This window comes from Ruegeria sp. AWH4_226 (assembly GCF_056159225.1).
The window spans coordinates 2,441,494-2,460,064 of sequence record NZ_JBSWUU010000001.1; the positions used below are offsets into that span (position 1 = coordinate 2,441,494).

General features: G+C 56.9%; 20 protein-coding genes. 7 read left to right on the forward strand and 13 right to left on the reverse strand.

The features are described 5' to 3' along the window. Positions 1-14: 14 nt before the first annotated feature. The 5 genes from ACXAET_RS12105 to ACXAET_RS12125 are packed head-to-tail and all read right to left on the reverse strand — an operon-like array spanning position 15 to position 2,088. Entirely contained in the window at positions 15-725 is a 711-nt protein-coding gene (locus tag ACXAET_RS12105) for a flagellar hook-basal body complex protein (RefSeq protein WP_475185171.1), read from the reverse strand. Beyond that, complete coding sequence (locus tag ACXAET_RS12110) at positions 725-997, reverse strand: flagellar biosynthetic protein FliQ (RefSeq protein ID WP_475185174.1); 273 nt, start codon at positions 995-997, stop codon at positions 725-727. The genes ACXAET_RS12105 and ACXAET_RS12110 overlap by 1 nt, the downstream gene beginning before the upstream one ends. Positions 998-1,001: 4 nt before the next feature. Beyond that, a complete protein-coding gene (gene fliE, locus ACXAET_RS12115) occupies positions 1,002-1,292 on the reverse strand; it encodes a flagellar hook-basal body complex protein FliE (protein WP_475185176.1) in 291 nt (96 codons plus the stop codon). An 11-nt stretch (positions 1,293-1,303) separates the two neighbouring features. Then, positions 1,304-1,690 carry a flagellar basal body rod protein FlgC gene (gene flgC, locus ACXAET_RS12120; protein ID WP_224892020.1) on the reverse strand — a complete coding sequence of 129 codons (387 nt, stop codon included), beginning with the start codon at positions 1,688-1,690 and terminating at the stop codon, positions 1,304-1,306. Between the two features lie 11 nt (positions 1,691-1,701). Continuing rightward, on the reverse strand, positions 1,702-2,088 hold the full coding sequence (locus tag ACXAET_RS12125) for a FlgB family protein (protein ID WP_475185179.1): 387 nt from the start codon (positions 2,086-2,088) through the stop codon (positions 1,702-1,704). A gap of 87 nt (positions 2,089-2,175) precedes the next feature. On the opposite strand from ACXAET_RS12125, the gene ACXAET_RS12130 reads away from it, so the two are divergent. The 6 genes from ACXAET_RS12130 (at position 2,176) to ACXAET_RS12155 (ending at position 9,413) form a co-directional block, all read left to right on the forward strand. After that, positions 2,176-3,513, forward strand: coding sequence for a FliI/YscN family ATPase (locus tag ACXAET_RS12130; protein WP_475185181.1), 1,338 nt, complete (start codon positions 2,176-2,178; stop codon positions 3,511-3,513). A gap of 86 nt (positions 3,514-3,599) precedes the next feature. Continuing rightward, positions 3,600-4,436, forward strand: coding sequence for a flagellar motor protein MotB (locus ACXAET_RS12135; RefSeq protein ID WP_475185184.1), 837 nt, complete (start codon positions 3,600-3,602; stop codon positions 4,434-4,436). Positions 4,437-4,531: 95 nt separating this feature from the next. After that, entirely contained in the window at positions 4,532-5,827 is a 1,296-nt protein-coding gene (locus ACXAET_RS12140) for a flagellar hook protein FlgE (protein ID WP_475185186.1), read from the forward strand. Between the two features lie 33 nt (positions 5,828-5,860). Further along, positions 5,861-7,312 (forward strand): flagellar hook-associated protein FlgK, encoded by a 1,452-nt coding sequence (gene flgK / locus ACXAET_RS12145; RefSeq protein WP_475185190.1) that lies wholly within the window; start codon positions 5,861-5,863, stop codon positions 7,310-7,312. After that, a complete protein-coding gene (locus tag ACXAET_RS12150) occupies positions 7,312-8,322 on the forward strand; it encodes a flagellin (RefSeq protein WP_475185193.1) in 1,011 nt (336 codons plus the stop codon). The genes flgK and ACXAET_RS12150 overlap by 1 nt, the downstream gene beginning before the upstream one ends. After that, on the forward strand, positions 8,319-9,413 hold the full coding sequence (locus tag ACXAET_RS12155) for a flagellar basal body P-ring protein FlgI (RefSeq protein ID WP_475185195.1): 1,095 nt from the start codon (positions 8,319-8,321) through the stop codon (positions 9,411-9,413). Before ACXAET_RS12150 ends, ACXAET_RS12155 begins: the two co-directional genes overlap by 4 nt. 38 nt (positions 9,414-9,451) lie before the next feature. Here the strand turns inward: ACXAET_RS12155 and ACXAET_RS12160 are convergent, their stop codons facing one another. From ACXAET_RS12160 to ACXAET_RS12195, 8 genes are read right to left on the reverse strand one after another with little or no spacing between them, the layout of a single operon-like run. Then, the gene (locus tag ACXAET_RS12160; protein ID WP_475185198.1) at positions 9,452-10,096 is read right to left on the reverse strand and encodes a DUF1523 family protein; all 645 of its coding nucleotides are present in this window, start codon (positions 10,094-10,096) and stop codon (positions 9,452-9,454) included. 11 nt (positions 10,097-10,107) lie between these two features. Next, positions 10,108-10,374, reverse strand: coding sequence for a hypothetical protein (locus ACXAET_RS12165; protein WP_475185201.1), 267 nt, complete (start codon positions 10,372-10,374; stop codon positions 10,108-10,110). Continuing rightward, the gene (locus tag ACXAET_RS12170) at positions 10,375-11,712 is read right to left on the reverse strand and encodes a DUF6638 family protein (protein WP_475185205.1); all 1,338 of its coding nucleotides are present in this window, start codon (positions 11,710-11,712) and stop codon (positions 10,375-10,377) included. Then, positions 11,709-12,167 carry a hypothetical protein gene (locus tag ACXAET_RS12175; protein ID WP_475185208.1) on the reverse strand — a complete coding sequence of 153 codons (459 nt, stop codon included), beginning with the start codon at positions 12,165-12,167 and terminating at the stop codon, positions 11,709-11,711. Before ACXAET_RS12175 ends, ACXAET_RS12170 begins: the two co-directional genes overlap by 4 nt. Continuing rightward, positions 12,164-14,095, reverse strand: coding sequence for an AAA family ATPase (locus ACXAET_RS12180; protein WP_475185213.1), 1,932 nt, complete (start codon positions 14,093-14,095; stop codon positions 12,164-12,166). Before ACXAET_RS12180 ends, ACXAET_RS12175 begins: the two co-directional genes overlap by 4 nt. A gap of 22 nt (positions 14,096-14,117) precedes the next feature. Further along, positions 14,118-15,236 (reverse strand): hypothetical protein, encoded by a 1,119-nt coding sequence (locus ACXAET_RS12185; RefSeq protein WP_475185217.1) that lies wholly within the window; start codon positions 15,234-15,236, stop codon positions 14,118-14,120. A 33-nt stretch (positions 15,237-15,269) separates the two neighbouring features. Next, a complete protein-coding gene (locus tag ACXAET_RS12190) occupies positions 15,270-15,644 on the reverse strand; it encodes a hypothetical protein (protein WP_475185221.1) in 375 nt (124 codons plus the stop codon). 6 nt (positions 15,645-15,650) lie between these two features. Continuing rightward, on the reverse strand, positions 15,651-16,730 hold the full coding sequence (locus ACXAET_RS12195; protein WP_068338464.1) for a coiled-coil domain-containing protein: 1,080 nt from the start codon (positions 16,728-16,730) through the stop codon (positions 15,651-15,653). Positions 16,731-16,979: 249 nt separating this feature from the next. Between ACXAET_RS12195 and ACXAET_RS12200 the strand changes: the two genes are divergently transcribed. Beyond that, entirely contained in the window at positions 16,980-18,455 is a 1,476-nt protein-coding gene (locus tag ACXAET_RS12200) for an NAD-dependent succinate-semialdehyde dehydrogenase (protein ID WP_475185226.1), read from the forward strand. Positions 18,456-18,571 lie beyond the last annotated feature (116 nt).

Here is an 18,571-nt window from a genome sequence, read left to right on the forward strand (position 1 = left end):
CTTCCTTTCAAATATCAGCGCATCAGTGTTTTGACCGCACCGCGCAAACGGTCGTCTTCGGTTTCCAGAAAACTCTGGCCCAGCTCATAGGCGCGCTGAACCTCCACAAGCCGTGTCACCTGTTCGACTGCGTTGACGTTGGATCCTTCAAGGAAACGGTGCAGGACTACGGGGTTTTCCACCGGGTCAACATCGCCCTCAGTTCGGAACTGGGTGCTGCCTTCTCGCACCAGCATCTTGGGATCAGCTACGCGATAAACGCCGATCTGCCCCAGAAACTGACCATCGATACTCAATGTTCCGTCGCTGCCTACGTCGATAGAAGCACCATCCGGCGGGATGAAAACGGGCGCACCGTTGCTATCCAGTACCCGATACCCATCCATTGTGACCAGATCGCCCTGGCCACTGGGAGAAAACGCCCCCGCCCGCGTCAGCCGATTGCCCGCAGGGGTTTCGACCATGAAAAAGCCATCGCCCTCGATTGCGAAATCGAATTGACCACCTGTCTCGGTCAAAACACCTTGTTGCAGTGATGTGTTGCGCACCTCGGCCCGGCTCATGGAAAGCGACTGGTTGCCCGGCCTGTCGCGAACATACTCGGAAAATACGACGCCCTGCGCGCGGTATCCTGTTGTGTTTGCGTTGGCGATATTGTTCGCGACCAATCGCATTTCATTCATAAGCCCGGACTGGCGGGACAAAGTGGTGTAAACGGAATCCATCAACGACCTCCGGCGATCAGTGGGATCAGGGTTGAAGTGAAAAAAGTTACCAGCGTCTGCGTCATGAAACCCATCGAGATCCAGAACACGACGACAATGGCGATCAGCTTGGGTACGAAGGTCAGCGTCATTTCTTGCACCGAGGTCAACGCCTGAAACAGGCCGATGATCAGACCTGAGATCAGTGCCACGGCCAGGATTGGAACCGAGGTGATGACCGCGATCCACAATGCCTGGCGCACAATGTCGTAGAAGAGACCTTCGCTCAGCATGTCATCAGACCGGCATCCTGAGGATTTCCTGATAGGCCTCTACCACCTTGTTCCGCACGATCACCGCCGTTTCCACGGCAAGCTCGGTCTGCGCCAGGGCCTGCACAAGTGCGTGCGGGTCCGCCTGGCCTGTCATGGCAGCCTCCGACACCTGCTCTGACCGTTTCAGGGTTGCTGTGAAATCCTGGAACGTAGACCGCAATCCCTGCGCCACTCCGGCGTGTTCGGGATCAGCCTGCGTAGCGGGGCGTGCAAAGGCATAGTTTTGCGCTGCGTTGAGGGATCGGATATCCATTCTGGTGTCCTTTATTTTCTGAGGAGTTCCATCAAGCTCGACGACATTTGGCGTGTCTGGTCGAACATCTTGAGATTGGCTTCGTAGCTTCGCTGCGCTTCGCGCGCGTCGGCGATTTCGATCATCAGATCGACATTAGAGCCGGTGTAATGGCCGGTTTCATCGGCCAAAGGGTGCCCAGGGTCATAAATGCGCGACCCGTCGCGACGGTCGAGGTTGACATCTCCGACCTGAACAACCTCACGGCCATCCTTCTGCACAGTCTCAAACGGTACGGTTTTGCGGCGATATCCTGGTGTGTCCGCGTTCGAGATATTCTCGGACACGTGTCGCAAACGGGCAGACTGCGCCCGCAATGCGCTTGTCGACGCGGCGAGGGAGTTGGAAAAATCACTCATGTTTCGCTCTTTTATGCTCGGCCAAGACTGCTGCGCAGGACATTCATCGAAGATTTGTAGATGGCCAGAGCGCGATCATGCTGACGCTTGACCTCAATCGCTTTGAACATTTCTTCTTCGACAGACACACCGTTGGCATTGGGATCACCTGACGGCGTTACCTGGTATTCGGCCCACGGTAGCGTTCCGGTGGAACCATTCAGGTGGCCGTCCCGTGTGGCGTTCATTGCCACCCTTCGGGCGGAGCTATCGAAAGTTTTCTGAAAGGCCTCAATATCATGGGGCTGATAGCCCGGCGTATCTGCATTGGCCATGTTGCGCGCGATGACGGCCTGCCGTTGCCCGGCATGGGTTGCCATCGCGTACGCTGTTTTAAAGACGTTCAGGTCATAGAACATCGGGGCTTCTCCCTCGATCAATTTCAATCAAGGCTTAACCCCGATTCCTTTAGAAAGCGTTTTCAGAAACCTGTTGGAGAACCCACGATGTCAGATCTCGATCCGTTGCTTCTGAAATGCGAGCTCGATCGCTTATCCGCTGTGCGCCATATGGGTCGCGTCTCGGGCGTTACGCGCGGTGTCATTGAGGTTCAGGGGCTTGAAGGGAAAGCACGCATCGGGGACCACCTGACTCTGCGGCGGGGCGGTGCATCAGATCTGTCGGGCGAAGTGCTGCATGTTGAGGCAGAGGTCATTCACATGTTGCCGACGGCCGCACCGGATGGGGTCAGCCTTGGCGATCAGGTGATTCTGGACCAGACGCCCGCTTTTGCTCCGGGTCTGCACTGGCTGGGGCGCGTGGTGGATCCTTTCGGCAGGCCGCTGGACGGTAAGCCCCTGCTTCCCGGAGCGGTGGGGCAAGACATCATGCGGGCTCCACCCCCGGCTGTGACCCGAAAACCGCTGGGCAAGCGGATGGAAACCGGGTTGGCCATGCTCAACACTATGCTACCGATTGTGCAAGGTCAGCGTATTGGCCTCTTCGCCGGGTCGGGCGTGGGAAAATCCACGCTGTTGGCAACACTGGCAAAATCAATGCAGGCAGACGCGGTCGTCGTGGCATTGGTGGGCGAACGTGGACGCGAGGTCAACGCGTTCGTGGAACACGCGCTTGGGACTGAGGGAATGAAACGGTCGGTCGTTGTTGCGGCCACCTCGGACCTGTCGGCGTTGGCACGCAGGCGTTGCGCTTGGTCTGCAATGTCCATTGCCGAGTACCTACGGGATCAGGGGCTGAATGTCCTGTTTCTCACCGATTCGGTGACCCGCTTTGCCGAGGCACACCGGGAGATTGCCGTGGCCATGGGCGAGGCGCCTTCGCTTCGCGGCTTCCCACCCTCGGTTACGCCTTTGATCGCCGGTCTTTGCGAACGTGCTGGCCCCGGCTCTGGCGATCAGGGCGATATCACGGCGGTTTTCAGCGTTTTGGTTGCGGGATCCGATATGGATGAACCCGTCGCCGACATTCTGCGCGGTGTACTGGACGGGCATATTGTCCTGAGCCGCGAAATCGCCGAACGCGGCAGATTTCCCGCGATTGACCTCAGCCGCTCAGTTTCACGCAGCCTGCCGGGGGCGGCATCCGATGAGGAAAACCGGATGATCTCGGAGACCCGCAAGCTGGTGGGCAGCTATGAACAGTCCGAGGTGATGATCAAAGCCGGCCTATACGCCGAAGGTGCCGACCCGATGCTGGATCGAGCCGTGCGCGTACACGATGAGTTGGACGCTTTCTTCGGCAAACTCGAAACAGACGGGATAAGGAACAGCTTCAACCGACTGCAACTGATACTGAGACGCGCCAGCGCCAACCTGCCGCGCTGAAGAAGTCCGAACAGTTTTACGTGTTAAGACCACCTTAAGACCTGCCCGGCTACGCCTGTAGCTGGGTGATAAAAAAGGTGGTGGAGATGGGTACGCATTCCAATGCGGCGCCGATCATCATCAAGAAGAAACGTGTGTCAGGTGGTGAAGTCCACCACAGTGGTGCGTGGAAGGTTGCGTATGCAGACTTCGTCACAGCCATGATGGCGTTCTTCATGTTGATGTGGCTGTTAAACGCAACGACTGAAAAACAACGAAAAGGGCTTGCAGATTATTTCTCGCCTACAATTCCGGTGAACCCGGTTTCGGGTGGCGGTGATGGACCTTTTGGCGGCAACGATTTGTTTTCCGAGGTGACCCTTGTGATGGAAGGGGCAGGGGCCTCAAAAAAGCAACCCACTAACGCCCGGAAGGCTCGCGGATCAAGCGGTGTAAGTGCGGACGAGGGTAAGGACTTGTCCGAAGAACTCACCACGCTCGAGGCGCAGCTTCTGGGCCGTACCGGGGAAAGCCTGGTGTCTGACAAGGTTCTGAAACATATCGTCACGCGGGTCACCGACGAAGGCCTGGTGGTCGAGCTGTTCGATACAGAAGATCAACCACTGTTCGAATCGGGCACGGACAACCCAACGCAGATGATGCGGGCGCTGGCGGTGCTGGTGGCGCGATCATCAGACATCGTAACCAACCAAGTTGCGGTCGAGGGGCATGTAAGCGCATCGCCTGTGGTTCTGGCCCGCAACCCGTCCTGGGATGTCTCGACCTCTCGCGCGCAGGTTGTCCGCCAGCTTCTTCAAGACAAGGGATTTTCTAACTCTCGTCTGGATCGCGTCACTGGCCATGCCGACCGTGAACTGTCTGTCAAGAATCCGATGGCCGTGCGCAACAACAGGATTGAGATCATCTTTCTGCGCAACACCTGAGAGTTTGGATAGACTGCATTTTACCTGTTAGCGCGCTGTTAAGGGGCAGTGCGCTAGCTGTTGCTGCAAGATTGACGCAACAGAAGGGCGTACCAATGACAATTTCCTCCTCGTTGAATGCTGGCGTGGCCGCCTTGAAGGCTAATGCCAACCGACTGTCCACTATTTCCGACAACATCGCGAATTCCGGGACATTCGGCTACAAACGGGTAAACACGGATTTTCACTCGATGGTCACCTCGGGACAGGGTGGCAGCTACTCCGCAGGTGGGGTCAGAACCACCACTCAGCGCCTAATCGACCAGCGCGGGTCTTTGGTCACCACCAACAACTCAACCGATTTGGCGGTGCGCGGCCGGGGTTTGCTGCCGGTACGTCCCAGCTCACGACTTGCTGCCGGATCAAACGAGATGCTGCTGACCACCACCGGATCCTTCCGCCCTAACGACGAAGGGTACTTGGTCACCAAATCCGGTCTAGTCCTGTTGGGTTGGCGCGCCAATTCCGACGGGACAATCCCGACAGTTGCCCGGGATACGCCCGCCGCGCTTGAGCCTGTACAGCTCAGCGTCAATCAGCTTGCGGGCTCTCCGACCACAAAGGCGAAGCTTCGCATGAACCTTCCCGCTACCGCCACTGAGGCGGGCGCCTCGGGAGACACGCAACCTCTGTCGATCGAATATTTTGACAATCTGGGCAAGACCGAGACCATCGACATCGAGCTTAAGCCAACTGTTCCTACAACAGGCAGCAGCAATGAATGGACTATGATTCTGCGCGACTCAGCCTCGGGCGGGGATATTGTTGGGGAGTACACCCTGACCTTCACCGACAGCCGTACTGCAGGTGGTACGCTGGAAAAAGTCACAAAGGTCACAGGTGGAGATTACGATGAAGACACAGGCAGCGTTGTCGTGGATGTCAAAGGTGGCCCGATGGAGATCGATCTTGGCCTGATCGGCGATAACGAAGGCATTACACAGCTGTCTGACACGTTCGCACCGGTTTCGATCACGCGCGACGGATCGGCCGTGGGCACACTATCCAGCATCCAGGTAGATGAAAATGGATTTGTATACGCGTTTTATGATACTGGCATCAGCCGCCTTATGTACCAGGTTCCGCTGGCGGATGTCCCCAATCCCAACGGGCTGACCGCGCTGGACAACCAGACCTATGCACCGTCGCGGGAAAGCGGCAACTTTTTCCTGTGGAATGCGGGTGAGGGCCCGACCGGAGAGCTTGTGTCTTTCGCGCGGGAAGAGTCGACCACAGATGTCTCGACTGAACTGACCGCGTTGATTCAAACCCAACGGGCTTATTCCTCGACGGCGACGGTGATCAAGACCGTTGATGAGATGCTGCAGGAAACCACGAATATCAAACGTTAATTTCGGTTTACATCCGGAAAGGAGGGCTGGCTGATGAACTTGTCAACAGCATTCAACAACGCCGTAGGTGGCCTCGCCGCTTCCAGCCGCGGCACTTCGGTGGTGTCGGACAATATCGCCAACGCGCTGACGCCAGGCTACGCGCGCAGATCGCTGGAGCTGACATCGAACACGATCTCGGGGTCTGGGGTGCGTACCGTCGGCGTTGTCCGCAATCACGACCCGATCCTGACAGCAAATCGCCGTGCCACCGACTCGGACCTGGCCTATCGGTCTGCGGTATCAAAGTTTTTCACTAACGTGGAAGACTTCATCGGCACAGCGGACAATCCCAGATCACTGGCGAATATTCTGACAGAGTTCGACAATAGCCTGATCACCGCAGCCAGCCTGCCGGACTCGTCTGAACGCCTTGATCAGGTCGCCCGTACCGGTCGTGATCTTGCGACTAGCATAAACAGGGCGTCCGAAGGCGTTCGACACTTGCGCTCGGAAGCTGATCGCACGATTGGTCGGCAAGTGGACAGCCTGAACCAAACGCTCAAGGAAATTGAAAAGCTGAACACGAAGATTCCGTCAATAAAGGCTACAGGCGGTGATGTCGGAGCACTTCTTGATCAGCGGCAGGTTTTGATCGACCAGGTCAACGCGGTGGTGCCCGTAAACGTGATGGCGCGGGCAAATGAGCAGGTGTCGCTATATTCTGACGGCGGGCTTATCTTGCTGGAAGGCAGCGCGGCCGAGTTCTCGTTCTCAACCTCCGGTGAAATCCAAGCTCACATGACCCTTGACAACGGATTGCTGTCGGGGCTTGAGATGAATGGCAAGCCGGTGCGCACCAGCGGCGATGGCGCTCAGATAAAAGGCGGCGCACTGATTGCGCAGTTTCAAATTCGCGATGAGCTGGCTGTAGAGGCGCAGGCCAATCTTGACTTGGTCGCCCGCGATTTGATCGAACGGTTTGAAACACCCGGATTGGACCCAACTGCAAACCCAACGGACCCGGGCCTTTTCACTGATGCCGGTAACCGGTTCGAGTCGACCGCACCAGCAGGGTTGGCGTCGCGAATTGGTCTGAACGCGATTGTCGATCCCGATGACGGTGGCGACAGTCGGCTCTTGCGTGACGGGCTTGGCTCGACAACTCCGGGCAATTCAGGTGATGCCACGCAACTGCGGGCCTTCGGTGCCATACTGAACGAATCGCGTCCCGTCGCGGGGTCGCCTTTTGGCACCGGCGAAATGCGCGCCTCTGATCTGACCGAGGCGCTGATGTCCAAGACCGGCTCAAACGCGCATACAGCAAGTCAACGCCTGACCTTTGCCACAAGCGCTCAACAAGAAATGGTCCGGATCGAGGCCGCGCAGGGCGTGAACACCGACCAGGAACTACAGAACCTGATCAAGATCGAGCAGGCCTATGCCGCCAATGCAAGGGTGATCTCGGTCGTGGATGAATTGATGGAAACCTTGTTGAGGCTGTGATGATAAATTTTACATCTATCGGTGATCTGGCACGCGGTATGAGACTTCAGACCCGTTCCGTTGAACTTAGAAACCAAATAGAGACGCTGTCTTACGAACTGACCACTCACAAGGTTCAGGATGTTTCCGGACGACTGGATGGCGACTATTCGCACCTTTTGGATCTCAACCGAAGCCTTTCGCGCCTCGACGCATTCAAGTTGTCGACGGCTGAGGCGCGGCTTTTCACAGATGCCACGCAGCTCAGCCTGACAACGGTCAATGACGCGGTGGATGAGGTCGCCGCGTCTCTATTGTCGTTTGGAACGTCGAACCAAGCCGTCAGTCACGAAAACGCATCGGCGCTGGCGCGTAACGAACTGGATACGATCATATCCGCACTGAACAAGCGCACAGGTGGGAGGAGCCTGTATGCCGGTACGGCCACGGATGTCTCTCCTCTGGCGTCTGCCGACACCCTGCTGACTGCACTTGAAAGCGAGCTGTCCGGTCATACTTCAGTCGAAGATATCCGCCAGGCGGCAGAAGATTGGTTTAACGACCCTAGTGGCTTTGACGCGGTCATCTATCGGGGCTCGGATACTGCGCTGGCACCGATGCAGATTTCTGAAAATGAAAGCGTTCAGATCCCAATCACTGCTACGGATCCCGCTCTCAAAGATGCTATGCGCCATATTGCCGTTGCTGCTTTGTTGTCCGACGATGCACTGAACCTGCCGAGGGATAATCGTACTGAGCTTTTCAAACAGTTAGGGGGTGATCTGGCGAACACCCAGAACCAGTTGGTGAACCTTAGGGCGCAGGTTGGCTCAACCCAAGCACGTATTGAACAGGCTGCCACGCGCAACAGTGCAGCCAAGAACAGCCTTGAGCTCAGCCGGAATGAGTTGATTGGGGCAAACCCGGAAGAGACAGCTACAAAACTCCAGACCGTGCAAGTTCAATTGGAGAGCTTGTATTCCGTGACCGTCCGAAATTCGAACCTGTCGTTGGTGAACTTCCTGAGATGAGACTCATTGCTTTTCTACTGATCCTGCTGCCCGGGATCGCATCTGCAGGCACGATACGCCTCAAGGATCTTGTGGATTTCGACGGGGTGCGCGGCAATGACCTGGTGGGCTACGGTCTGGTCGTTGGGCTTAACGGCACCGGTGATGGGCTGCGCAACTCGCCTTTTACGGAAGAAATCATGTCGAACATCCTTGAAAGGCTGGGCGTCAATGTGAATGGCGAGGATTTTCGACCCAAGAATGTGGCGGCTGTGTTGGTGACAGCCAGCCTGCCTCCGTTTGCGCGGGTTGGTGGACAGATCGATGTTACGGTCTCTGCCATCGGTGATTCTGATAGTCTTCTTGGCGGCACCTTGGTCATGACACCGCTGAACGCTGCGGACGGCCAGATTTACGCGGTGGCGCAAGGCACCGTTCTTGCCGGAGGCGCAGTAGCCCAGGGTGAGGCGGCATCGGTCGTGCGCGGCGTGCCGACCTCTGGGGTAATCCCGTCCGGTGCACGGGTAGAGCGCGAGATTGACTTTGATCTCTCCACACTTACTGAAATACGTTTGGCCCTACGCGAGCCCGACTTCACCACGGCCAGCCGTATCGAAACGGCGATCAATAGGGAATTCAACCGAGCGGTTGCAATCATGCGAGATTCAGGAACGGTAGAGCTGAACATCGCGGCAACTCAATCGGTTTCGACGGCGCACGCGCTAGGGCGGATTGAGAATGTACTGGTCGAGCCGGAAACCAAAGCCCGCGTCGTGGTTGACCAACGCTCGGGCACCATCGTCATGGGGCAAGAAGTTCGCATTTCACGAGTCGCGGTTTCACAAGGCAATCTAACTCTAACAGTCGAAGAAACACCAATCGCCGTTCAGCCCAACCCCTTTGCGCGCGGAGAAACTGTTGTTGTTCCCCGAACGGTCGCTGGGATTGAGGAAGATGAAGGCACTGGACTGGCCGAGATTCCCGAAGCCACCACCTTGTCCGAGGTTGTCGCAGGCCTGAACGCGCTTGGAGTTTCGCCCCGCGACATGATCGACATCCTGAAAACAATCAAAGCTGCCGGGGCACTGCATGCCGAATTCCTGGTGCGATAGCTGCAATCAGTGATGGCGGGATCAGTTGATCCTGGCCATCACTTGGACTTCCAACTGTTCAACCAGCGTTTGAACCGACCGCTTCTTTCCTCGATCGCGTCGCCGGCGGCATAGAGACCGTCCTCCATATTCTCAAGCACCGGGTCGACGCGGGCCTCGCGAAACCGGCGCCAGCGGACCCAAATCGCCCAAAGAAGCGCGGCGAAGACGGTCAGGAAAATGATATTGAACCACGGGATGATCCGTACATCAGGACTGTCGACCTGCCAAATCTTTACAGCATTTGGAAAAATCGAAAGGAATTCATTGCGCCATCCATAATGTCTCACGACAACCCAGCGCGGATTCTCGGCCGCAGACTTCAGGTCCACCGCCTCGGCTTGCAGGTTCGAGGAGTTAAGTTTGAAGTATGGCGGCCAGCTCCAACCGGTGTCTTCATTCCGGTAAACCATAACCCTGTCATTGGTTTTTCGCGTCTGAATAAAGAACACGTCGCGGTTCGGTGCAGTCGGGTCGCTGCCAACGTCGTGCACTGACCAGAAAATACTGTTCTCACCCGGGTCGATCCGCTTTTCATACGTATCCGAGATTCGCACCACGTCATGCTGCGGCAGAGTATAGTGCAGCACCGCTGCAAGCGTGCCCCAAAACAGGATGATTATGGCCCATTTGACGTATCGCATTGGCGAAGCCCTCACATGAAATTCGTAACGTAAATCAGGATCGCAATCAGGCTTAGCGGCACCACGTAAATCCCGAGGATCAGCTTGCGGCGCATAGACCCATCGTATTTTTCCAGGCCGCGCCGAATAAAAGCATCGCGATCACCGGTCAGACCCTTTTTTTCCCAATGAGCAATCAGCTTACCGCGTCGAACCCAACGGGAATAGATCGAAACAGCAACATAGAGAACTGTCAGAATGATCAGCAAGGGTACCAAAAAGCGCAGTGCGACGAACATTCAACCTCTCCCAACAGCGCCCCAGGGACCGACTCGCGCGATGATGTCATCACTGACCCGATCCGCGCCATCCATATCCGGCTCATGGCCGAACAGCGCGGCGCGGGCGCCTGCCTTGTCCACCTGATACTCGCGGGCGAGGAAATCGGCAACATAGGCTTTTTTGGCTTCGGACCACATGGCGTAGGTACGATAGAACAGCTCTTTATGACAGATGAACATCTGCCGTGGGTCCAGTGGTGCCAATTCGGCCAGAAGCATGTTTACCAGATCGCGGTTCGGCGTATCTGTGGCCCTAAGCGTATAGAAATAGGCCGGATGATCCGAGGTGATGCGCGGCCAGGGCCCACCATCACTCGCCCAGCGCAGCAGTTGCGCCAGGCCGTGATACGCCTCGGGCAGTTGGTCCGAGTGTCTGCGGGCCAGACGCCGCATATCGCTGCGGTCCAGTCCGGTCAGATCGACACCCGCATTTGCAGCGGCGTCGATGGTCAGGAAATCCATCTTCTGCTGTAGAATCGCAGTGGCATCCACACCACGTGCCTTGACGATGGGTTCGACCAATTCGTTGTAATCAAGAAACTTGGCAATCTGGTTTCGCTGGGACGTGGAAAAGACGTGTTTGATCGGCAGGTCATCGGGTATTTCGCCCATACAAATTGCCGCCGGGTGATCGACGTCAGGAAACAGGTAGAGCCCGCCGAAATGGGCCGTCCAGAAATTGCGTTGTTCAAACGCCGTGTGACGCAGGCGGACCGGGTTTCGGGTGACATCTCCGGTTTCTTTCGCGGTTTCGATCATCCGGGCGATCAGTACATCATCGAACCAGGCGTCTTCCTCGGTTTTGAACTGCTCGACCATACCCGCCAGTTGCTCGGCCTTGCGCAAGGTGCCGCCGACCGCGTCGGCCTCAATCTCGATCTTGCGCAGGTTCAGCAGGTCGTGCGGGGTGGTAAGTTTGAAGACTGAGTTCACCAGCTCTCCGGCCACCGCATCGGTGGCGGTCAGGGCAAACAGCTGCGCCTCGTTCATCTCGATGAATTCGCGCAGGATATCACGCGAGGTCGAGAATTTGACGTTCAGCAGAGGCGCGCGTTTCTGTTCGGTAGTCAACAGGATGAACTGACGGTTGACCCCGTTGGGGTTGAGGTAGAGCTCATCCTCCAGCTCAATCCCCACCTCAGGCGAATAGCCCGAGATATCGACATGGAAATCCGTCAGCGCCGTGGTCTTGCCCGCCAGATGCTGCAGCGCGCGGTTATACCGCTCGACCAGAGCCGGGCTGGAGATGTGGACAAGATTGCCGAACATCAGGCCTTTTTCGATGAGGCGGATCATTGGCCCCCTTTCTGTTGAGTACTCTTTTCCTCAACGTTCCAAAGAAATTCTTCCTGCTGAGCCAACCGGGCCGAAAGATGCTCCGGAAAAATGTCTCCGCTACCAGAATTACGGCGACTGATTGAAAGCGCTGCCAGACAAAACAAGACACTCAACACCAATATTGCCCAAACGCCAACAACTCCGGACATGATACAAACAATGACAATGAATATGGAAACTGCCCACATGCTTAGAAAGTAGTCAAAGCTTTTGAAACCTCCCGTCAAAACGATTGATACCGCTCCTGGAACGAGGGGGACCATTGTGAAAAACAAAGCCACACTAATCAATACTGCGCGAAACCTAAGTCGGTTTAGATTTTTAGAACCTGTTTTTCCTATACGCCAGCCAACAAGGCTGGACACCGACATGCTGGATGCGACGAAGATAAGAACTTCCAGACCGCCGTTCACCCATTCCCCTCCAGATACCGCCGCTTGGCCTCTTCCATCCGGCCCATCTCGCGGACGGCGTTTTCGATGGCGACCTCGTCGCTCTTGTCGGCATAGCGGAACTCGCTGTCGGCGTAGCGGTTGATCTCTTGTATCACCATTTCCACCGTGATCGGCTGGCGCAGGTCCTCGATCATGGCCTTCTTGGTGTCATAGTCGCGGAACAGGAACAGGTCCGGGTTCTCCATCCACTCGTCGGGCAGTTCGAAATCCATCGCGCGGACCTTGACCGCGTCGGTGATGTTCTTGATCGCGCGGCCGGTGAAGCGTTCGTCCGCCTGCTGGATCGCCTTGAGGTAGGTGCCCAGTTTGGCGATGGTGTCCATCTGGCCAATCTCGCCGGACACACGGTCATAGACCTGCAGCAAGGCGTCCTCATGCGGGCGGGAATGGCTTTCGAAACTGGCGGCGACGGCCTTTTTGATCTCCTGCGCGGCATAGGCGTCGTGCTCGCCCAGCGGGATGTCGTGGTTGCGGCCCATCAGCAGGTGCAGGATGTCGATGTAATCCTCGCGCGTCTGCGGCCCGTCCACCAGGAACCGCGCGCCCGCCCGCTGGCGCAGGGCGTCGTCCACATTCTCGGGGTAGTTCGAGAACATGCCAAAGGTGCAGTTGCCGCGCACGACGGTGTTGGCGCCCGCAAAGCTTTCCATCAGCACGGCGGTGATTTCCAGTTGTCCAGCGCTGGACTGCCGGTCGCCGCGTTTACCTGCCAGCTGGTCGATATCGTCGATAGTACCGAACCCGATGACCGAGGGGTCGATGATCGTGTTGATAAACGCCTTGGCGTTCTGGCCGGATTTGCCCTGATAGCTGTCGATATTGTCGGTGCTCAGGTTCTGATAACGGAACGGATAGCCCGCGTTCTGGCAGTAGTCATTGATCAGCCCGGCCATCATCTGGATCAGGGTGGTCTTGCCAGTGCCCGGTTTGCCATCACCCATGAAGGTAAAGATGAACCCGCCGAGTTCCGCAAAAGGGTTCAGGCGGCGCTCGAAATCATAGGCCATCAGCATCTTGGCCAGCTTCATGGCCTGATACTTGGCGATATGGTTACCAACCACCTCGTTCGGTCTTTTGAACGTCATGGTGAGCGTGGTGGATTTCGCCTTGGAAGCTGGTTCGAACCCGCGGATCGTCAGGTCATCCGCCTCGATATGCCAGGCCGCATTCTGAAACGGGGCCAGATGGCCCGCGGATTGGGCGCGCAGGGCGGATTTTTCCATCAGCTGTTCAGCATAGGCGCTGGTGGCCGCGATCAGGTGTGCGTCGTCCGGGGCGTGTTTGGCCAGCGTCTGATCCAACTCCCACAATGCACCGTGCAGAGCGAGTTGGCCATTATCGGTCAGAACCTCCTGGACTTCGCCTATGTCGACCGTAGTTTCCCCCAGATGCGATGACATCAGATAGGCCAGTGCGTTGCCAAATGTATGCAGCGTGATCAACGCCTCAGCCGTCAGCAGTTCCGAGAATTCGGTCTTGCGCGCGGCTGGCAAGTCTCCGGCCAGATTGGCGCGCTTCAGATCGGCCAGCGGCGTCTGGTCGGCGTAGGCCTCGGCCACGGCGAATGCGATTGAAATGGCGCGGCGAATAGCTTGCTGCGCAGTGGCTTGCGGCGGAGAGACCAGCGCATCGTCCTCATCCGAGGCCTCGATCCGCTCAACCAGATGCACCCCATCGGCGCGCGCAGTCCGGCGTGTGACAAGCCCCGGCGTGGTCGACCGGAACCGCCGCCCGGTTGACACACCCGGCGACCGTTCCGTCGCGGTCTCAACGGCTTTGGCAATCCGCGGCGCGTGTTCAAACCCGTTCAGCAAGGCGGTTGCGGCCGGGTAATGCTTGCGAATATCCGCCTCGCGCAGTTCCATCTGATCTGATGTCAAACTCATCTCAAAATTGCCTTTGCTGTCTCTAATATCTCAGAACTTGCCCGGTCGCGCTGACGACGAATTTCTGCACATCAGCAAAACCCGGCGGATTGCGTTCGGCCAGAACCTGGAAGGGGCGCTGTGGCAGGATGATGGACCGCTGGATGCGCGTGGCCCCTGTCTCGGCCCCCTGCCCACCGAACGGGTCGAGGGCAAAGACCTCACGTTCAACGGTGGAAAACCACCCGGCGCGTTCTTCGATGACCTCTTCACTTTCCAACTCTTCCGTGGTCCATGCCAGCGCCCAGTCCTGCCCTTGCGGCGCCTGCGCGTCTTCCAGCACCTGCCGCAGCGGGCCGGATTGCTCGGTATAGGCCGAGGAATACATCGGGCCTACATGGATGCGGCGCAGGTGTTTGGGGTGCAGGTCGTCGAAATCCTGATCGAAGCCTTTGGCGATGGTCAGCAATTTCAACCCGCCTAAGGATTGCGCCATCAGATGCGCCTGCACTTCGGGCCAGCGGCGCTGGTCCTTGGGCAAAGCCGTTTTGCCGCTGTCCTCAAGCTGCATCAGATAGATGACCGGTAAGTTGATCTGGCTATCATAGACCGCCCAGTGGATCATGAACTTGCGCCGTTCGCCCTCATTCCCGATCCAGTGACATTCAGGATCGTTGCGGGCCCAGAACAGCTGACCCTTCAGCAATTCCTCGTAATAGAGCCTTTGGGACAGCGCGAATTGCAGTTTGGTGGGGATTTCCTGATCGCCAATAATGGTGCGGACCATGTCGGTTTTCAGGTCCTCTTCCGAGGGCATATTCGCCAAATGCACCTGCGCCTGCTGCGCGTCATTGGCCATGGTCAGCAACTCAGCCGCCACTGGAAACCCGCTGTCGCGCTTGTCCATGGCGAGACTGCCAAAGAACCGACCCGTATCGCGCCCAACCAGCAGGTATTTCATGGAAAGCGCGCGGAAGGTGTAGAGCAGCCCCGAGAGGTAACGCGACACAATCCGCACCTCTTGCTTGCTGATCGCGCCCTCCGCCTCCATCGTCGCGGCCACGCGCAGGAGGTGGACGGTGATCACCTCGAATTTGCGGAAATAGCGGCGCGAGGCGAAGGTATCGGTCAGGCCGACATGGTCTTGGGTGGGGTCAGTCATTTGCGGCTCTCAGCAGCATTTCACCTTTTGAAATCACTGCCGTTCATCCTTGACGGAAGGCACTCTTCCTAACGCATCGAGTTCAAAGAAACTAAAGGCCATATTGGCCTCCGATTGGCGCGCAGCGAAAAATTGTGGCTCTCGGCTCCTAATTGTGTGTGCAGTCATGGAAAACAGCGCTCGCGCGAGATTTCCGAAACACCCAAGAAAAATAAACAGAAATGCTAGAAAGAGTATCGCGATCACAGTTCCGTTTATGTCGTCCTGACTGGTGATATGAAATGGTGCGTCAGCACCAATTTTCGCTATGGAAACACCGTCGCCAGAGAACAGTGAAACTAGCCTCCCTGCAACCGTGATCAAAATGCCCAAAAATCCAAATTTGCGAAATACTTTCCAGCTCCACATTAGGGGCTAACCCCCGTACAAATTCTTATCATGCTTCTCGACAATCGAGGCAAACCGGCGGGCAAAGCGCTCGTCCGCCTTGGCCTTTTTCTCCAGCACGTCGCGGGCAAAGACCATGTGGTCCTCATGCGCCTCAAGCATGTCGGCCATTTTCTGGTTGGTCGCGGTGCCGATGGCGGCCATCGCCGTCTGCGCCTCTTGGTCCGTCTGCACGCCGATCTCGTTGATGCGGTGGGCCACGTCCTGCTGCTGCGCGGTTTTCAGCGATTTGGTCAGGGCGTCGTACAGCACCACGCGCTGTTGCGTGTCTGTCTGCAGCTTGTTGATCAGCACCATCTGCGTCGCCGCCTGGTTCTGTAGAGAATCGACCCAGGTCTTGCCCTTTTCGATATAGCGCTCCAGCGTTTGCGATTTGGCCAGCTTGACCTGCTCTTCCTGAACCTTTGCGTTGTATTGCTTGTTCAGCTCGGCCAGTTCGGTTTCCAACTGGGTGCGTGCGGCAGCATCTTGTTCGACGCTGATCTTGTTTTCCAAAGTGATGATCGTCGGGTCCATACCCTGAATTTCTGCCCGAAGCGCCTCGAGTTCCGCGACAGTCGCTTCACGGTCGTCCAGCGTGCCGGTCAGATTATCCTCGACCTTCACGCGCTGCTCTTCGAGCACCGCCAGTTGCCCCTCTAACAGTTTCACGATCACGTCTGATTTGGCGATCAGGTCCTGCAGCTTATCGTCGATATTGGCGGTGCGCATCCTCTCTTGCCGCATCGACTCAGATTTGGCCTTGGCAAAGATACCAACAAAGCTTTCCCACCCGGTTTTCGAGCGCATCTCGTCAAAATCCTTGGAAAATGCGTTGGTGACGTCATCCAGACCCATGATCAGCTCGGCGATGTTGGCGTTCATCACCTCGGTATGGGCGTGCACATCCTCAAGCGTGGCGTTTTCGATGTCGATATCCGCCTCGGCTGTGCCGATCTTGGTTCGGGCCGCTTCGATCCGGGATGTCAGCCCTTCAATCTGCGATTGGCTTTCCCGCACTTTCGCCTGAGTTTCTTCGATCAAGGCGTCAAATTGGTGGTTCGACATCACTGCTATCCCTTTTTTCTTCAATTACCCAATAAGATAGGGAATGTTACGCTGATTTACATCCCCGCGAGTCCAAAATTCCCGCAAACTGTGGCAAACTCGGTCTCAAAAAGATAGGCGCGATATCCTGACCTGATACCTGCGTTTGTTGATCAAATCTGGATTGATCCGCGGGGCATAGTGGGCATAGACAATCCAGACACCACCTGATTGGGTGCGTTGAACAAAATTCCTGCCGGAGGCTGACCCATGCTGGACGCAACAACCGATCTGAAATCCATTCTGAAAAACCCCGACCTGCTTGCGACCAAAGCCTATATCGGTGGTCAGTGGGTAGAGGGTGACAATGGCACCTTCGCGGTGACCAACCCCGCACGCGGTGACGTGGTCGCCGAGGTGGCCGATGTCAGCCGCGCTCAGGTCGCTGGTGCGATTGCACAGGCCGAGGCTGCGCAGAGGGAATGGGCCAAGCTGACCGGAAAAGAACGCGCCGCGATCCTGCGTCGCTGGTTCGATCTGATGATGGAAAACGCAGAGGATCTGGGCAAGATCCTGACCGCTGAACAAGGCAAACCGCTGGCCGAAGCCATTGGTGAGATCGGGTATGGCGCCTCGTTCATTGAATTTTTCGGTGAAGAGGCCAAGCGCGTCTACGGTGAAACTATCCCCGGGCACCAACGCGACAAACGGATTATGGTGCTGAAACAGCCGATCGGAGTGGCGGCGTCTATCACGCCATGGAACTTCCCCAACGCGATGATTACCCGCAAGGCCGGACCAGCGCTGGCTGCGGGCTGCGCTTTTGTTGCGCGCCCGGCAATGGAAACCCCTTTGTCGGCACTGGTTTTGGCAGTATTGGCCGAACAGGCAGGTATTCCTGCAGGCGTGTTCAACGTTGTGCCGTCATCAAGTGCCAGCGACGTGGGCAAAGAGTTTTGCGAAAACCCCGGCGTGCGCAAGCTGACCTTTACCGGTTCGACCGAAGTGGGCCGCATCCTGCTGCGTCAGGCGGCTGATCAAGTCATGAAATGCTCGATGGAATTGGGCGGCAACGCTCCGTTCATTGTGTTCGATGATGCTGATCTGGATGCAGCCGTAGAAGGTGCGATGCTGTGCAAGTTCCGCAACAACGGGCAGACTTGCGTCTGCGCCAACCGTATCTATGTGCAGGCCGGTGTCTACGACGAGTTTGCTGCCAAACTCAAAACCGCGGTAGAGGCGCTTAAAGTTGGCGATGGCCTGTCCGAGGGCACCACAACCGGCCCTCTGATCAACGATGATGCTGTCGCCAAGGTGCAGGAACACATTCAGGACGTCACCGACAAAGGCGGCGCGATCCTGACCGGCGGATTGCCCCATGATCTGGGCGGCACCTTCTTTCAGCCGACCATCGTAACCGATGTCACTCAGGATATGCTGGTGGCACAGGACGAAACCTTTGGCCCGCTTGCCCCATTGTTCAAGTTCGAAGACGAAGATGAGGTGATCGCCATGGCCAATGACACCATCTTTGGTCTGGCCTCGTATTTCTATGCCAAGGATCTGAGCCGCGTCTACAAAGTGGCAGAGGCACTGGAATACGGCATCGTGGGTGTAAACACGGGCATCATCTCAACCGAGCTGGGCCCGTTCGGGGGCGTCAAGCAATCCGGCCTTGGACGTGAAGGCAGCCACCACGGCATGGAAGACTACCTTGAGATGAAATACATCTGTCTGTCCGTGTGATCCGGTTTAGGCCAACGCCTGCAAACGTTGGCCTAATTTTACAACACTCTTGTTGGCCAAGGGCGCTGACGCCTGCAGTCATTGCGTGATGCATGATCAGTCTTACCACGCGGGTA